This window comes from Chryseobacterium sp. MYb264, assembly GCF_035974275.1.
GTDB lineage: Bacteria > Bacteroidota > Bacteroidia > Flavobacteriales > Weeksellaceae > Chryseobacterium.
This window is the reverse complement of sequence record NZ_CP142422.1, coordinates 1,323,364-1,341,560: the sequence shown is the minus strand read 5'-3', so window position 1 is coordinate 1,341,560 and position 18,197 is coordinate 1,323,364. Positions and strand designations below refer to the sequence as shown.

Here is an 18,197-nt window from a genome sequence, read left to right as displayed (position 1 = left end):
CATTTTATAATGTTCCTTCTTCCTCTACTGAAAGTTCTTCAACAGAATAATCGATAATCTGAATGCTGTGGCGGGAATCTGTTTTTTCCAAATGCTCCATCACATAGTCTGTATCTTCAATGGAAGCGGTATGATGCAGTCCCGGTTTTACCTTGCCGTCCAAGATTGTTTTTACAATGACGGCTGCCATTTTTCCGCAAAAAGGAATGATTTGCCCCACCTCATAAATAGCGGTCTGCACTTTTTCTTCGTCCTCCTTTTCTCCCGTAAGCTGAACCATCAGAATAAAATACGGGCTTCTTCCCAGAGTATCCATTTCTACAACGAAGCATAGTTTTTCGATCATGGCCTCAGGATTTGTTCTGTACTCAAAGCTTGCGCTGTCTAAGGCAGCAATGGATTTTTCTCCCTCTACTGCAGCGTACCATTCTCCATAATCAAGCTCAAGTCTTTGAGCTACGATAGTAGTTTCATCATCAAAAAGAGGAAATAAGGTAACCTCTCCCGGAAAAAAAGGAAGCGTGACTCCGCTTTTTCTTAATAATACATTCGGAACAATTCCATTTCGCCAGGCGGCACGCGGAATATTGTTGGAATGCAGGGATCCTTCCAGATAATCTTCGGCTCCGGCTCTTGAAAGCTGCCCTGAAGTCCCATAATAACTGAGCAGCGAATGCACTTTCTGAAACTTCTTTCCGAACCATACAGGAAAAAGTCCCGAAAAACCCGGAGTTGCCCCGGCTGCATATACGATGATCTGATTTCCGCTATCGATGGGATTACTGTGATAATCATTATCTGTCCCCGCATCTACCAGATGAATGCCCTGTTGTACGCATATTTGGGCAATCCGTCGGGAATAACGGTGCGAAGGGGCTGCGCAGTTCAGGATAAGATCACAGCCGACCATAAAATCAGCCAGACTCTTATCGTCTTCTACATCTACTTTTTCCCATATTGCTCCGGGCAATACATCCGATTGTCTGGCTTTTCCTTTTTCAGGATTTCGGCCTCCGATTTTTAAAGGACCGATATTATATTGTTGTAACGTAAGGCAGGCATGATGGCCTACTTCTCCGTATCCTCCTATTATTCCGATCATAATTAAATTTCTCCTATTTCCATGGTTTCCAATTCCTGCTGCCATCTTATGTGATCTGTTTCCACCTTTGTAGCCACTTCTTTTAAGGTAGCTCCGAACAGTTCTCTCAGAGAAAGATTGATGTCAAACTGCTTTTTTGTTTCGGTAAGAAAACGCGTTGCAGAAAGGCTGTCGCCCCCAATTTCAAAGAAAACATCATTTCTTCCGATCTCTTCCAATGCCAAAAGCTCTTTCCATATTTCAGCGATTTGTTCTTCTATATTTCCTTTAGGCTTTTCAAAATCTTCAGCATCTTTCTTTACTTCAGATTCCATCATGCTTTTGAGCAGTTCTGTGAATGATTTCCGGTCTACTTTTCCGTTATTGCTTAATGGCATCCACGGAAGAATCACCAGTTTTTCAGGCAACATATGTTTTGGCAGTAATTTCTGAATATGAGCAAGGACTTCTTTTTCCTTCAGCTCAGGGCGGTTTTTAGAAATGCCTGCATCATAAAGCACATGAAACGAATCCTGAATATCCTCTGCAGAGACATTCGTATACCCCATATTAAGGAAATGATTTTCCCAGGATGCCTTTTCCAACATCGGACTGTAGGCTTCTTTTCTAATACGGTCAAAATGTCGGAATCCCTGATCAATAATTCCTGAACTTACCCGTGCAACAGGCATCAACTGAGAAGATTCTAGGGCTAAAAGACTTCCGCTATTTTTTAAAAGTAAATGACCGATGAATAACCCCTGCTCAGGCTGAGGGAATCGATGAAGGGTATTGATAGCGATCACAAGATCAAAATGATAAAGATATTCTTCTGGTACCTGATTGTTTTTCAGTTCAATTCCATTGACGGCAAATCCTGATTCAGATAATCGGTTGATACAGCTTCGAACCATTGCACGACCTTCATCAATCACCGAGTATTCTATGGTATGATGACGAGTAGCGTGAAGAAGTTTTTCGGTTAAAATTCCGGATCGAGCACCCAAAATGACAATTTTTAATATTTTTTGAGATTTCTCAGCGTGCTGTTTGATTTTTTCAACCGTCTGTTCAATTCCTTTCAGGGTGCCATAATCCTTTGTGCTTAAAATTTCAGGAGATAACAATTCATCATCGAGTAAAGAAACGGTAGGCAGCGCGTTGTTTAACATCTGCATAATCCTTGGCTTCCGCTCGTAAAGCTTTTCAGTAAAGTCCTGGAGGAAAGAACTGTTGTCAGGAGTCGATACTGTTTCGAATATAAGCTTATTTTCTTTTTCAATTAAAATATGCTCTTTATTAAGCCAGTTCAGCCACATTTCCAATATCGGAATCTGTTCAGAAGCAATTCCTAAGGTGATAATCAGTTCAGATTTCAGATCTTTAAGAGAAGAGATTGATGGAACGGATATCGTATATTTTGAAAGATCCAATAAGTCATACAGGAAGCGGGCAACCATCTGTTTTTGAAGCTCATATTCCGATTGGGCAGCTGTAGAAACTGTGGTTACAACATCACCTTTTTTTTCTTTAATAGTAAGATTTTTCTCCGCTACAATTCCGGCAGCCAGATGTAAAGATTGGTTGATGGAAACGACAGATGCTGTCGCCTGGGCAACTCCTGGAAATGTCTTTAAAGCAGATTCAATTTCCCCAAGTTCTATTCTGAAACCATTGACTTTCACCTGATGATCCATTCGACCTAAAAATTCGAGATTTCCATCTTTTAAATATCGACCAAGATCACCGGTGCGATACCATTTTTCATTTTCTGCCGTCACAAAGCGGTTTTGTGTAAGCTCAGCATTATTTATATAGCCTGATGCTACACCTTTTCCACCAATCCATAATTCTCCGGCAACGCCGTTAGGGCAATCCATACCGAGAGGGTTGACCACTCTGTATTTCTGATTGGCCAAAGGTTTTCCGTAGGGAATAGAAACCCAATTCGGGTCAACCTTATTGACGATGAAAAAATTAGACCAGATGGAAGCCTCTGTAGCACCTCCCAGTGCGATAAACTGTGCCTTTTCAGATTTTTCTTTCAGCCTGTCTATAAGATCCAGTCCGACCCAGTCTCCGGAAACCATAACCACGCGAAGGGTAGAGAGGTCATTGCCTGCTGAGGCGCCTAAAAGCAGCATGTCAAAAAGGGCAGGAACTGAATTCCAGACAGTAATTTTATACTTTTCTATTAACCTGGCCCAAACAGATGCTTCCTTTTTTTCTTCTTCACGGATAAGAACAACACTACCACCTACTGAGAGCAGACCGAAAATATCATAAACGGAAAGGTCAAAATCGAGTGTAGATACTGCTAAAGCACGATCATTAGGATTAATATTAAATTTAGTATTGATATCCTGAATGGTATTCCACGCGGCGACATGGGTAATTTCCACTCCTTTGGGCTCTCCTGTAGATCCTGAAGTGAATATAATATAAGCAGTCTGCTCAACCTCGGGTTTGATGGGCTCTTCTAAAGGAAGTGTGTCTGAGATCTCATCAAGATTAATGATCATCATATTGAGTTCCTGCGCAATACTTTTAAGATGCGGAAAATAGGAAAGTACGGCAGTATCAGTCACAATAAACTGAATATCTGCTTTTTTGAAGATTTTTTCCTGACGGGCTTCCGGCTGATCGACACCAACAGGAATATAATGCGTTCCGCCTGCTAAAATTCCCATTACAGCAGTAATTTGAGAAATGCTTTTGGGAAGAATAACAGCCGCACCACTGTGAGAATCTGCACCGTTATCTTTTAAAATTCGGGCTAATTGTAAAGCTGATTTTGCCAAATTTCCATAGCTGATAGGTGAAGAATCACCGTTCTCTAAATAGAGAGCAATGTCTTCCGGATGTTTTGAAGCATGATTAAAAAATGCCTGATGGATAGGTTTTGACTCTATTTCAGTGGAAGTCTGGTTGACTTCATTTCTGACTTTTCTTTCGTCTTTTGGTAAAAGATCCGGGAAAGAGGTCTCCCAATTTTCCTCTAAGATCCAGTGTGCTAAATTATGATGAGTTTCTGTCAGAGCTTTCAGTTTTTTCCTGCTTAAAAAATCGGGATTTGCATACCAGCCGATGTGAATGTCTTCAGCGATTGTAATCGTGATCAAAACTGAGGAAGAAAGGACAGGAATTCTAAAGTCAGCAGACCCGTTCTGAAGAATGACCGAGAATGGATTTGAAAGCAGTTCAGAAGCTTTTCCGAATTCCGATGAAACGGATTGTTGTAACTTTTGGCAATGCTTCAGAAAATCTGTGGGCTGTCCAAAATCCGGATGTACAGGATTGACCGTAATAGAAGTAAAATCATTTTTACTGATGATATTCATCTGTTCTCCCGCTTTCTGATCCTGAAGATCAAGCCAGGTATTTAAAGAAAATGCTGCTGTAAAAGCCAGCATCATCTCAGCGGGTAAGTGATGCTCCTCAGACTTATTCAGGATCTGCTTCCATGATTCCTGTGAAATGTGAAATTTTTCCACATGCCAACTTCCGTCATGAATCATCTGAGCTGTTGTTTTATAATGAGTTGATTCGTTTGTCATAGGTTTAAATAAATTTAGAAAAGTGATTTTTTAGTCTGGTAAACGGTATCCATTAATTCGTTCAGATATTGGTTTCCCAATGCCTGTATGAAAAAATGATGACCTTCAAATTCTTTGATCTTAAACTCCTCTGTTGTCACATCTTTCCAGTATTCCACAATAGCTTTATGGGCATCATCCTGTGTGGCGCAGTGGGCTTCAATAGGGATGTGAAGCTGTTGCCCTACATACCGTAATGATTCATGGGTGCGAAGGTCTGCACGCAGTTGGGAAAGGGTAAACTGCAACATTTCAGGATGATTCAGGATGGCAGCAGGAGTACCGCCCATCTTTTTAATCTCTTCAATGATTTCAGCATCTGTGCTGGTGCTGCTTAGAGGATTAGGATCTTTCATGTGGGGAGCGTGTCTTCCTGCAACAATCAGTTTTTCAGGCAACCGGAAACCTTTTTCCTGCAAAGCATAAGCTACCTGAAATGCGACTGCCGCGCCAAAACTGTGTCCGTAAATAATATAAGGAGCACGTACCACCTCTGGAAATACTTCTAAAAAAGCTTCGGTCAGCTCATTAATAGAGCGTGCGGCTGGCGACGAGATATGATTTCCGCGTCCGGGGATTTCTACAGGAATAAAATCAATTTCCTCGTTATTTTTAGTAGCCTCGCACCAGGCTCTGTAAAGGCCTGCACTGCTTCCTGCTGAAGGAAAACAAAAAACCTGAATTCGCTCTTCCGAATGGCGGAAGGTATTTCCTTTTTCATTTTCTTCCAATATTTTTCTATGGTTAAAGGGAAACCATTTTTGTAGATGATTCATAGCGTTTTAATTTGTAATAGTTTTAAAATATAGTTTTGAAAGAATTTGTATCCAGCTGAAAATCCCAGCGTTCTGCTGAAATGATCTGATGGATCCACTGCTCATAAAGAGCCATTATTTTTTCGGGCTGATGAAGATCGAAAGCTTCTTCCACCACGTCCCAGTTGATTAAATATTCATCTCCCCGACGGTAGATCTGATGGTCGATAACCACCTGAGGTGTCTGGCTCACGGCAAATACTTCTTTTACGCCTTCAGGGAAAAAATTGTTTTCCATATCGGCAGACTCGCTGCTCAGCAAGCTGGTGAATACGACGGGCATAACAGCTTTACCAGGATTGTTTTTGTTAAGAGCTCTTAAAACTTCCAGTCCGTTTTTAGCCCTGTGCTCTACAGCCTGCCATATCTGTTCCTGAATAGCGGTAGATTCCTGTAGGAAACTGGCTTTGAGTTCCGGGAAATAGGATATGAATGCGACATTGGTAAAATCTCCCATCACCTCGTTGACATCAGGATGCAGACCTAAACGGTTGAATAAGGTCATATTCAGAGTGAGGGCTTTTCCGTTGCTCCATAAAGACAGGAGTTTGGAAAATAGGGTGGCAAATACTGCGGTAGCACTCAGACCGTATTGCCCGGCTCTGGTATTCAGGGTCTGAATATCCTTTTCCTGAATGGCGAAGGTGTATCTCCTGAACTTTGGGTTTTCAATCTCCGACAAAGGTTTTGAGAACGGAAGTTCTGGTCCGGATGGGATGTTATTTAATTTGGATAACCAATATTCTTCGGCTTTCTCAATAAAATGTTTATGATTCAGATGCCATTTTTTTTCATCCGCGATATACTGTTTTACGGTATAGGAAGGCTTTTTAATTTCATGCCCCTGATAAGCTTTAATAATTTCCCGCATCAGCAGATCGGCACTCCACGCATCAAGTAAAAGCAGGTCTACACTCAAATGCAGGAGTGTATTTTCCGTATCCGGTCTGCTCACTTCAAAATGAAACATCGGCCATTTGCCCAGAGGATATTTATGATGAGATCTTTCTTTGCGGATATTCTCAGGGCGCTCATCTGACAATTTAATCTTATAATAAGGCTGTTCCGGTAAAACGGCTTGGGTGCCGTCTTCATAAATGACTGTTCTCAGTGCATCGTGAAGTCCTATGATGCGGTTGACAGTTTTTTCAAGTTTCTCAACATCCAGATGAGGCCATTTCAGTTCGCTGTAGTAATGGGAGCCTACATTTCCCAGTTCAAAAGAATGATCTCTTCCCATCAGAAATGCCGACTGTATTGGGGTAAGCTCAAATCTGCCGTGCTTTTCCTGGTAAAGCTTAAAGGTTTCTGAATGCAGATAAGGAATCAGAAATGTCTTTTGAAATTTTAATTTTTCCAGAAGATCGGGGGTAAGTGCTCCTTCAGGTGCTCTGAATTTCAATTTCTCATCTTCCACCCAAAGCTGAATTTCTTTTTCTTCGCATTCGGATACCAAAATGTTTAATGAAGCTGTGTGTTTCTGCCATTCAAAGGCATCACGTTCTGCCTGCATCTTGGCTTTTTCAGATTGAAAATCGATAGGTCCGGCAATTAAGGTGTGCAGGTAATAATGCTGTTCTGAAAGATGAAGATTTTTTCTGATCTGTTCAAAATCATAACCTCCCAACTGGCAGCTTCCAATCTGATATTGTGCTCCGTCCGCTTCCAGCAGTTGTGCCATAAATCCGGCTTCCAGCATTGAGAATCGAAGAGATTCTTTCTGATAAACAGGGTAAATAGCCTGCATATCAGCAACAAGATGTATTGCAAAAGCACCCTGATCCAGCCATTCATGATTAAAATTAAGCTGAGAAGGATGGATTACATGATCATCCGAAATGAATATCAGTTCCTGCTGATAAGGATCAAAATAATAATAACCTTCCTTCACATGTTCTACTTTATTCCCGAAAACGGTGATGTAAATCTGTACAGGATAAATTCCTCCCGATGAAGCGTAATTAAAACGTGCCCGCTGATCCATAAGCTGAGCAGAACATAAGTTTAAATAGGCTTTGAATTCTTCAAAAAGAACCATTCGGTCAAGGAAATTTCTATAACTTTTTCTCCAGGAGCTGTGGGTTTCATTTTTTGATGTTTCAGCTAATGAAATCCGATCGTTAGCACCCAAATCTTTACGCTGTGCAATACGGCTTTTTTTATAACGTTGTCTTTCTTCCAACTGATCCATAAGGGGTAATCCGTTCAGATAGTTCATCTGTTCTGCCGAATATAAAAGATACTGAGGCGGAACAGAGTGAATTGGATTATCTTCCAGTTTATCCAATTGAATATTTTTATCAAGATAATAATCGATAAGTTCAGCTGCAGAAGACAGTCTTACCATATCACCCACTGTAGGGCGGTCAAGAAACTGGGTTTCCAGCTGATTTGCCAAGCGGATAATATCCATAGAAGAAACGCCCAGTTCGTTGAATTGATCCTGATCAGTCAGTTCCGGCATATTAAATACATCGCGGACTACTTTCAGAACAGGATGGGTATTTCTGTTTTGCATTTCTGTTTTCAGAATTGTTTTTTCCGGTTGGGAAGAGGTTCGTTCTGTGGCAATTTGTACCAATTGAGTACGGTCTATCTTTCCGTTGGCGGTTACGGGATAGCTTGCCAATGCAATGATAGCATCGGGAATAAAATAAGGCGGAAGATAATTAGCGAGTTTGCTTTTTAATTCAGATTCAGAAAAGTTAGCTTCATCTGATTTGACAAACGCGACGAGTTTTTTATGAGCCTCCTTTTCACCTATAGAAAGAATTACAGGGTCTAAAGCAGGATCACACTGCTGAAAAGCCATCTGTATTTCTCCGATCTCTATACGGTAGCCATTGATTTTGAGCTGATCATCTTTTCGTCCCAGAAATTCTATAAGTCCTCCTTCCAAATACTGTCCGTAATCTCCCGTATCGTAAAGTCTGATATGAAGCGAAGGGTGGATATAAAATGTTTTTTGTGTTAAATCTTCACGTCCCCAATATCCTTTGGCAAGGCCTTTTCCTGCAATATGAAGTTTTCCTTTAACAAATTCAGGGCAAGGTTTTCCAAATTCATCCAGAATATAAAATGCCTGGTTGGACAGAGGAAAACCGTAAGGAATGGAAGTCCAGCCTTCTTTGATTTCCGTCACTTTATAATAATTCGACCATATAGAAGCCTCGGTAGCCCCTCCCATGCTCACAAGATCAGCTTGCGGCATACGTTTTTTCATCCGTTCAAAGGTAGATAACGGAATCCAGTCTCCAGATAAAAAAACTTTTTGAATCGGAAGCTGCGTTTGCTCCGAAAGGGAATCCAGCAGGATATTGAACAAAGCGGGAACAGAGTTCCATACCGTGATCTGATGCTGATGGATCAGAGATTTCCATGCAATAGGGTCAATGCGTTCTTCTTCAGTGGGAACAATGAGCTTTCCTCCCGCTCCCAGCACCCCGAAAATATCATATACAGACAGGTCAAAGCTGTAGGCAGAAACTCCCAATACGGAATCCCGGCTGCTTACCTGAAAGCGTCTGTTGACATCCAATACAGTATTAATGGCTGCCTCATGGGTAATGACAACCCCTTTAGGTTTCCCTGTAGATCCGGAGGTGAAAATGATATAGGCAACGTCATCCTTAGAAATAGGATTGGGTTTAAAATCAACAAAATCCCATGCAATATCAGCGTGTTTTACGTAAAAGAAGCTTTCATATTGTATCGATTGAATATCAAATTCCTGATCTGTAATGAAACCATGTGCTTCTGACTGCTGAATGATTTCTATCGTCCTGATTTCAGGATTATTGTGTGACATGGGAATATACGATGCCCCATACTGAACAATACCAAGAATCACAGCCACAGAATCAAATGATTTTTTCATCTGAATGACAATTCGGGCTCCTTTCTGGACATTCTGTTTTTGCAGTAATGATGAAATATGGTTTGCTCTTTCAATCAATTCCCGATAAGAGTAGGTTTTTCCTTCATAAATAATAGCCGTACTCTCAGGATTATTTTTTGCGTGCTCCAAGATCTGTTGGTGCAGCCGCAAATCCGGATTGTCATGAAAGGTCTTGTTTACTAAATTCTGAATATCAGTCTGATCCTGAGGTCTAAGGTCAGTTATGGTTGTTTCCCAAAAGGATATTTCCCGTATTGATTTTTCGATGAGGTTGGCATACGCGTCAAACATTTTAGAGATAAGACTTTCAGGAAATATGGTATTTAAAGCATCCCACGCTATGATCATGTCTCCGTTTTTGGTCATGACCTGAGCATCCAGCCAGACTTGTGGTGTTTGCGAGGAAGAATATCCTACATTTCCAAATAAAGAGGGATCTCCCAAATCATTTCCGTCTTTGCTTAAACCCAGTGCGCTTGTGAAAACAACCGGATAAAAAAGTTCCGCGGAGGGATTGATACGGTTAAGTTCTTTCACAACTTCCACGGCAGAATAGGTGGTATGTTCTAAATCCTCCTGTATCTGCCACTGCAAAGCGATAGCGTTTTCTTCCAGACTTTTTTCAAGTCGGTTAATGCTCAGAAGAGATAGATGTGTAAAATCACCAATTACCTGATCAATATCCAGATGCACGGGATCTCTTTCGAAAACCGTAAGCATTAATCCAAACTGAGATCCTGCACCCCATGCGGAAAGTACTTCAGAAAAAAGGCTCATCAGGGCTGCTGTGGGAGTCAGTTTCTTCTGTGCTGCATGAAGGCAGAATTTTTCCCATTGCTTCCGGGTAAAAGTTTGTTCAAAATGAGAAAATTCTTCTGCGGTATGACCGAAAGCGCTGATCTGTTTTTTTAAAGGTAATCGGGGAGGAGCAGATAATGTATCCAGCCTGTTCAGCCAGTAATTGCGATCTTCATGATAACGGTCGGTATTTTTTCTGAGCTCAAGATAGTTGAGATAATCCTTGTAGGAAGCTTTAATTTCCGGTAACGGTTTTTGATAGGGATCATTTTTAAGCCTCTGTGAATATAAAACAGACAGATCCCTCCAGAAAAGACGAAGGCTCAACGCGTCACTCGCAATAAAATCCATTCCGAAATGGATACGCCACGTTCCTTTTTCCATTTCGCTGACCCGAAGATCAAATAATGGGTGATCCAAAGGAATGATCTGGCTTTTCATCTGATTTCTGATTTCTTTTAAATGTACTTCCAGATCGCTGTTTTCCTGTAATCTGTAGATTGTTACATGATAATTCATTGTAGGTAAAATCCTCTGAAAACCATTGTTGTCGATTCTTATACGAAGCATTTCATGCCTTTTGACCAGATCATTTACTGCAAGCTGCAACGCATTGGTATCGAGATGGGTGGTATTCATTTCAAAATATCCGTAGCAGCTGATGCCGCCCCAGGGTAATTCTGTATTTCTGCCGACCACATAAGCATTCTGTATCTCGCTTAGTTTAAACTGGTCATGGCGTGATTCGGTATCATTTTCATATAAATTAAAAATAGGATCTTCGGAGGCCAGTATGTCGTTTTGGGTGTCGATTTGTTCAAATATAAATTCTGCCCAGCTCTGCAAAGTAGGTTCTCTCAGAAAATCTGTGCTTCTCACCTCAATGCCCAGCTCTTTCTTCCATCTTGCGGTAAGATCGGCCATGGCAATAGAGTCCAGACCAATGGTAAAGAGGTTTTCATCATTTTCCAGCTCGTCAAGTTCATCTTCGTCAAGCTTCAGTTCCTCCATGAGGTTCTTCTGAAGATACTCGAAAGCTTCTGAAACACTTGTCAGTATTAGTTTTGGAGATTCTTGTTCTATTGTAGTCACATTATTGTTTTAATTGTTTTCTTTATTCTGATATTTTTCCTTGGTATCAGGTTGTTTTTAAACCAAATACTTTTTCCCTGAACTGGTAGTTCGGAACCATAATTCTACGTGTATTGGATCCCTGATAAAAGGTTTTCCAATCAATCTTTTTTCCCGCTATCCACTCTGCGAATATTTTTTGTGTCGAATGAATATCTTCCGGTACATCGTTGCTGCTTCTCCATAATCCATGGATATTTACGCTATCTGATTCATCGGCAAGCGCAGCTTCCAGTATTTCGAGTGCTTCATCCCGGCTTGCTGCCCACACCATCTGCTTTTCCTTAAAATCAGCTCTGGATGTATTTTGGCTGTAGGAAAGCTCTTTTATATTCACGTTTTCATTTTCTTTTAGGAAAAGTGCAAAAGCAGCCCATTGATCCCTTAGGCATGATTGATTTCGGGCACTGAAACGAAGCGGCCACAGTAAAGCTTTTTTCGATGTCTCTTCATCGGACGAGAAAGGAGATTCATATTCCTGAAGAACGATATGCGCATTGGTTCCGCTGAGTCCAAAAGAACTTATGGCGGCTGTTCTTGGTTTTTCTGATTCCCATTCTACGGTTTTCTTTGGTATTTCAATACACGAATCTTCCCAGTTGATATGAGCCGAAGGTGTATTAAAATGAAGGTTTCCAGGAATTTTTTTATGCTCCAGTGCAAGTACGGTCTTTATAAATCCGGCAACTCCGGCAGCTGCTTCAAGATGTCCGAGATTAGATTTTACCGTTCCCACATATACCGGAGTTTCCCTTTGTTTGGGTAGTAAATGAATAATTGAATTCATTTCAATGGGATCACCAATTTCAGTTCCCGTACCATGTGCTTCAATATAATCAGGACCAGTTTCGCTGATGCCTGCTTTTTTCCAGACCTCTTTCAGCAACATTTCCTGCGAAGGACCGTGCGGAACAGTCGGGCCGGAAGAAAGACCTCCCTGATTGACTCCCGATGCTTTAATCACAGCGTGAATATGATCGCCTGCTTTCTGGGCATCTGATAATTTTTTCAGGATAACGATGCCGCAACCTTCACCGCGTACCGTACCATTGGCTTCCGCATCAAAGGATTTGCTTCTGCATTCCGGAGAAAGGATATTCAAAGATGAAAACAAAGCGGTAGACTCCTGAGAAAGAAGAAGATTGACTCCTCCCGCCAGTGCCATATCGCAGTCACCCATCCATAATCCTTTGCAGGCCTGATCAATACTTACCAAAGAAGAAGAACAGGCGGTGTCGGTGGTCATACCCGGTCCCTGAAATCCAAAGAAATAGCTGGCTCTTCCTGACATAAATGAAAATCCGTTGCCTGAAACATCATAAGGTTCAAACTGGGCGGTCAGTTTTCTTTCACTGGCGAGTTGCTGCATATATTCCATCAGCATCACTCCGGCATATACACCTGTCTTGCTTCCTCGTAAGGAATCGGGGGGATAACCCGCATTCTCAAGGGCTTCCCAACATACTTTCAGGAATAACCTTTGTTGAGGATCAGTGCGTTCTGCTTCACGCGGAGAAAAACGGAATAATCGGTGGTCAAAAGCATCTATATCCTCTTCCAGATATCCGGCTTCCTTTAAAAAAGGACTTCCTTCCCAAGATCCACCCAGAATTTCTTCGGATCTCTTTTCCGGAACTGCGCCGATAAGGTCTTCCTGATTTTTAAGGGCTTTCCAAAATTTTTCCGGATTTTGCGCTCCTTTTGGAAAGCGGCAGGCCATTCCTATGACTGCTATGGGTTCAAAGGTGGATTCCTGCTTTTCTTCCAGCTGTTTTTTCAATCGTCGGATTTCTTCGAGGGCTTTCCTGATAATATCTGAACGATCTGTATTATTGTTTTCCATTCTGTACTTTTTTGTTTACTGTAATTCCTGCATCAAGAGCTTTAGAAGCTTTTCTTCACTTTCTTCTTCATTCTTTTCAGAAGGAGAATCGGTTTCTTTTTGGGTTAACTCTTCCAGATGTCTGCTTAAAAGGGTAACGGTATTGAAATCATAGATAAGGCTTACTGATAATTTAATTTGAAGCAGCTCTTCAAGATCGGTGCGGATTCCTAAGGAATGAATAGAATCAAGCCCGAGTTCAAAGAGAGGAATGTCGGGATCTACTTCATCGATTTCAATTTCAAGTTCTTCTGCAACCATTTCCTGAATGATCTCGCTTAAAGGTCGGTCTGCAGAGCGGTGTAGAATCTCACTTTTTTTCTCTCGACTATTTTCTGCTCCCGTTTCTACTGACGACAGCAATTGATTGTGATTTAACAGCTGATAGAGCGGTGCAAAACGTTTCCAGTCTATATTCATAATAGAAGGAATTACCAATTCGGATTGAACCGTCAGTTCCAGTGCTTTTTTTATGGCCGAACTCATCGGAAGTGTCAGAACTCCTGAATTTTCAAGTTCTTTTGCTTCTTCATCTTTCATTAATCCTTTTTCACTAAATCTTCCAAAGCGAACAGAAACTGTTCTTTGCCCTGAACGATTTTTCTTTGTAGCAAGACCATCCAGTAAAAGATTGGCACTCGAATATCCCGCAACACCATCTCCCGACCACAACGAAGCAATGGAAGAGGTGTATAAAGTATATCCGACCTTGAAATCTGCGAATTGTTGATCCAGTTGAAGTGCCCCTTCATATTTGGCGTTCCATTCTGCTTCCAGTTCTTTACGGTCGGCTTCTGTTACCTTATTTCGGGTGATAGCCCCGGCAGCATGAACGAAATTGATCTCTTCAATTCCTTTATTTTTAAGCAGTAAAGCAATGGCTTTCATATCTTCTTCACAATCTACTTTTCCTGCAATAGCTTCAATAGAAATTCCTTTAGATTGGCACTGTTCCGCATACTTAAGAAAATCTTTCTGAGAATCGCTGAGTGAAATCTTTCCTGAGTTATCTTTATCCTGAAACCATGAAGGATTACGGGAAAGAAGATGAATTTTCTTACAGCCTAGTTTCACGAGCTGTTCAGTAAATATCCTGCCCATTTGCCCCAAACCACCAGTGATAAGCACCGGATTTTCCCATTTGCTCAAAGTCCGAGTGTTTTTGGAAATGTTCAGAGCTTCTTCAAGGAGAACAGGAGTATAAACCGTTTGATTTCGTATCGCCAGCTGATCGGGAGTTGATCTGTTTTTAAGTTTTGAAACCCATGATAGATCCTCAGCTGAACTGATGTCAATCACTTGTTTCCATCTCTGTCTGGCTTCTACAGGCATGGTTCTGGCGAGTCCCCAAAGAGCGGTATGAAACGGATTTACATCTTCAGTATCAACCGCAATTCCATTACGGGTACACAGACTGAAGCTTATATTTTTTGGAATATCGAGCAATACATCTTTAAAGCTGCTGAACATTTCCGATAATCCCTTGATATCCTGAATAGGCGGTGCAAAGAGAAGAAAATGTATTTCTTCGTTTTTCTGATGTTTTATCAATTCTGATATACTGCTGAATACAGAGAGCTTATGTTCTTGTGACAGCCCTTCATGAGAGCCTATTAATTTCACAAACGGAACAGGATCATCTGTTTTTACGAGAATTGAAATGGCTTCCTGAGCCTGCTGTACATCATAGAAAATCCATTGCTCTTTAACCGGCTGCTTCTTTTGCGTGTTTTCTGTGTTGATTTCAAGTGCTTTCCATTGTTCGGTATAAATCATTTCGGTTTCTTTTCCGGAGTTTAAAAATTCATTTAAAATTTTTCTTATTTCCATCGAAGAAATTTCCATAACAGGTTTTCCTGAAGTATCATTAAAGCTAAACTGTGCCTTCATCGAATCCTGATCTGTTGTTAGTAAAAGACCTGAGGCATTTATGGAATCGGGAAGTGGCTGATAGAAAGTGATTTCATCATAGCGTGCAGGAACAAAAGGCTCCGAAAACTGTTCAAATGTCTTTGCTGAAAATAAAGCGTGCATACAGGCATCCAGCAAATTGGGAGCAGCCATCAGACGTTCGATTTTAGGTGATTGCTCGATGGCGGCTTTCATGTGGTCTGTATCAGCTTTTAATTGCTTTACCAGACGGAATTCAGATCCATATTCAACACCCCATCGACTTAAATGATCATAGAAAGCTTGTACTTCTACAGTTTTCAGTGTAGTTTCGTCACTATAAGCTAATAAATTATTATGATCCTGTGCCGCATTTTCCCGACGGATCCCGAAGCTTCCTTTGATATGAAGAGTCCAGTCTTCCTGAGATTTTTTGCTTTTAATTTCCCAACCCCCCTTTTTTATAAAAGAATCATGAAGGTCAGCAAAATCATAGTTCACACTCAGCTCTACTTCTTTCTCTTCGTTAATGGACGAAAAACTCATCGGCTGAAAGATCTGCACGTTTTTTAAGGTGATCAGATGACTTTTTTCCAGATAAAGCAATGCCTCGGAAATCATGGAAATATATCCTGATCCTGGGAAAATATAATGCCCGTTGACGATATGATCTTTAATAAAACCATATTTTTCAGGGCTGAAGACAGAATTAAATGCTTTCCTGTGATCGTCATCGTTTTCCTGTTGCTGATGCAAAACAGAGTTTATATTTTCTTTTTTTTCTGTTGAATTGCTATGAACCGATGCATCAGGATTTTTTCTGCTGTTAATCTTGTAAGATTCTGAAATGTATGCAGCCATGGCAAGCGGAGCGGGTGGAAGTGCTATTTTTCTCAGCAGTTTATTTCCTAAAACAGAAGACCAGTGAATGCGGGCACCTTTGGCATAACATTCGAGAAGAATATCTTGTAAAATTTCTGTTTTTTCGAAGGGCGAAACAGAAAAAATTTGATCATCGTTGAGGATATGAAGGTTCATTTCTTGTTGGTCATTCTGTCTTTTTTCGAGCCAGAATTCTTTATTTGAAGCCTCTTCAGCTTTTTCCCAATCCATATTTTCGGGATGGAACGTCATTCTGTCGAGGAGCTGAAGGCGTTTGTCCCCGTTTTCAAGCATAAAAAGCAGTAATGCCTCTTCAACAGGAAAAATTCCACTCAATACAGCGCCGATATAATCACCCTGTCCGGATGTTTTTATCATGAAGTCGGATTGGAACAGAGATCGTAAATGACTGCTCCAGATCCATACCTGAATAAAATGAAGAGCTTTTTTTTCCAACAAACTGGATTTTTCTTCAGAAATCTGCTCCAGCGATTTACCTAAAAGTTTTTGCAGAATCTTATCTGCTTTTATCACCAATGGTTTCAGTGCTTCTTCTTTTTTCCATGCTTTAAGATGGTCGGAATTGAAATCGGTGATACCTTTAATATTCAGAATCACCTGATTTTGTTTCCTTTTTCCTTTTAATGAAACCTGATGAAATGTATTCTGAGTACCTTCCTTATATTTTTTAAGCTCATCCAGCAGTTCTTTGGTACTTGAAAAACTGCCGAAAATCGACTGTTCAAATATTTCGCGACCATTGACAAACGTGTTGGAAAGATCTGTAATAGGCATCTTTTCATCCATACTTAAGAGTAGGGTAGTCACGTATTGATTCAATGTACTTTCATTCTGTGCAGAGAGGATAAAAGGATACTTTTGGGGGTTTGGTAATGGTGAATACTCATTAGTTTCCCGTTGAGGTGCCTGTCCCAATATGGCATGCACATTCGCTCCGGTCATGCTGAATGCACTCACTCCGATACGGGCATTTTTTGCTTCCCAGCGTTTATTTTCTTTTACCAGTAAAATAGGCTTTTCATGCCATTTGAATCCAGGATTTAGTTCTTCAAGATACAATCCGGCGGGGATCACTTTATTTTTTAGAATTAGCAGGGATTTTATCAATGAAGCCACTCCGGCAGCAGGTTCCAGATGCCCGATATTTGATTTTACAGATCCCACCAAAAGAGGATATTCTAACGATTTTGATGCTCCGAATACCTGATGAAGAGATTCCAGCTCCACAGGATCTCCAAGGTAAGTTCCTGTTCCATGGGCTTCCACGTAGCCAATATCGCTTGGTGAAAGTCCTGCTTTTTTCAGGCAGGCTTCCATAAGTCGAACCTGCGCTTTTCCGTTAGGTGCTGTCAGCCCGTTGCTTCGTCCGTCATGATTGGTCGCTGTTCCTTCCACAATGCCGTAAATAGCGTCGCCATCTCTTTCTGCATCTTCCAGCCGTTTAAGCAATAGAGTACCCACGCCTTCGCCACGGATATAGCCGTCTGCATTTTTAGAGAAAGCTTGACATCGGGCAGACCGTGATAAAGCGCCCATTTGAGCCAATGCAACCAGAGCATGAGGTGACAGAATGCAGTTTACGCCACCTGAAAGAGCATAATCACATTCCTCATTCAGTAGACTCTGACAGGCTAAATGCAGGGTCATTAGTGAAGAAGAACAAATGGTATCCAGTTGAATGGCAGGGCCATTTAAACCTAATAGATAAGCCACTCTTCCCGCTGCAACAGCATTGAAATTACCTAAAGGATTGGAGGCTGTAAAGCCATCTACACCTTGAGGAGCAATATCGAAATCGTAATAATCGCGGTAGCTCATTCCAAAGAAGACGCCCGTTTTTTCCTTAATGGTTTCTATTTTATAACCTGCATTCTGAATCGTATTCCAGGATGACTGGATCAAAAGACGTTGTTGAGGATCAATATCGGCGGCATCTTTTTCTGAAATACCGAAACTTCCGGGGGAAAAGTCAAAAACTCCTGAAATAAATCCGGCACGGTCCACAAATGTTTTCCCTTTTCCACCTTTTGCATCGTAATAAAAAGAATGATCCCAACGATCGGGAGGAATGGGAGTGATTCCGTCTTTTTTATCGGTCAATGTCTGCCAGAATTGATCAGGACTATTCGATTCTCCGGGGAATTTGCAATCTAAACCAATGACCGCTATCTTATTTTTTTTGATGGTGTTCATATTGTCTTGT

Annotated in this window: 6 protein-coding genes; all 6 read right to left on the bottom strand. The window is 41.1% G+C overall.

Going from position 1 to position 18,197, the window contains the following annotated elements; translation table 11 throughout:
- Positions 1–4 precede the first annotated feature (4 nt).
- The 6 genes from VUJ46_RS05665 to VUJ46_RS05640 are packed head-to-tail and all read right to left on the bottom strand — an operon-like array spanning position 5 to position 18,187.
- Positions 5–1,147 carry a saccharopine dehydrogenase NADP-binding domain-containing protein gene (locus VUJ46_RS05665; RefSeq protein ID WP_326984032.1) on the bottom strand — a complete coding sequence of 381 codons (1,143 nt, stop codon included), beginning with the start codon at positions 1,145–1,147 and terminating at the stop codon, positions 5–7.
- Positions 1,105–4,638 carry an amino acid adenylation domain-containing protein gene (locus tag VUJ46_RS05660; protein WP_326984031.1) on the bottom strand — a complete coding sequence of 1,178 codons (3,534 nt, stop codon included), beginning with the start codon at positions 4,636–4,638 and terminating at the stop codon, positions 1,105–1,107. Before VUJ46_RS05660 ends, VUJ46_RS05665 begins: the two co-directional genes overlap by 43 nt.
- Before the next feature lie 14 nt (positions 4,639–4,652).
- A complete protein-coding gene (locus tag VUJ46_RS05655; RefSeq protein ID WP_326984030.1) occupies positions 4,653–5,453 on the bottom strand; it encodes a thioesterase II family protein in 801 nt (266 codons plus the stop codon).
- Positions 5,454–5,475: 22 nt separating this feature from the next.
- Positions 5,476–11,280 (bottom strand): non-ribosomal peptide synthetase, encoded by a 5,805-nt coding sequence (locus tag VUJ46_RS05650; RefSeq protein WP_326984029.1) that lies wholly within the window; start codon positions 11,278–11,280, stop codon positions 5,476–5,478.
- A 46-nt stretch (positions 11,281–11,326) separates the two neighbouring features.
- Complete coding sequence (locus VUJ46_RS05645; RefSeq protein WP_326984028.1) at positions 11,327–13,162, bottom strand: type I polyketide synthase; 1,836 nt, start codon at positions 13,160–13,162, stop codon at positions 11,327–11,329.
- Positions 13,163–13,177: 15 nt separating this feature from the next.
- Positions 13,178–18,187, bottom strand: coding sequence for a type I polyketide synthase (locus VUJ46_RS05640; protein ID WP_326984027.1), 5,010 nt, complete (start codon positions 18,185–18,187; stop codon positions 13,178–13,180).
- Between the last annotated feature and the right edge of the window lie 10 nt (positions 18,188–18,197).

Excerpts from the sequence above, each read along its gene's own strand:
- VUJ46_RS05665 (WP_326984032.1), bottom strand. The coding sequence starts at position 1,147 with ATGGCAGCAGGAATTGGAAACCATGGAAATAGGAGAAATTTAATTATG.
- VUJ46_RS05640 (WP_326984027.1), bottom strand. The coding sequence starts at position 18,187 with ATGAACACCATCAAAAAAAATAAGATAGCGGTCATTGGTTTAGATTGC.
- VUJ46_RS05655 (WP_326984030.1), bottom strand. The coding sequence starts at position 5,453 with ATGAATCATCTACAAAAATGGTTTCCCTTTAACCATAGAAAAATATTG.
- VUJ46_RS05645 (WP_326984028.1), bottom strand. The coding sequence starts at position 13,162 with ATGGAAAACAATAATACAGATCGTTCAGATATTATCAGGAAAGCCCTC.
- VUJ46_RS05660 (WP_326984031.1), bottom strand. The coding sequence starts at position 4,638 with ATGACAAACGAATCAACTCATTATAAAACAACAGCTCAGATGATTCAT.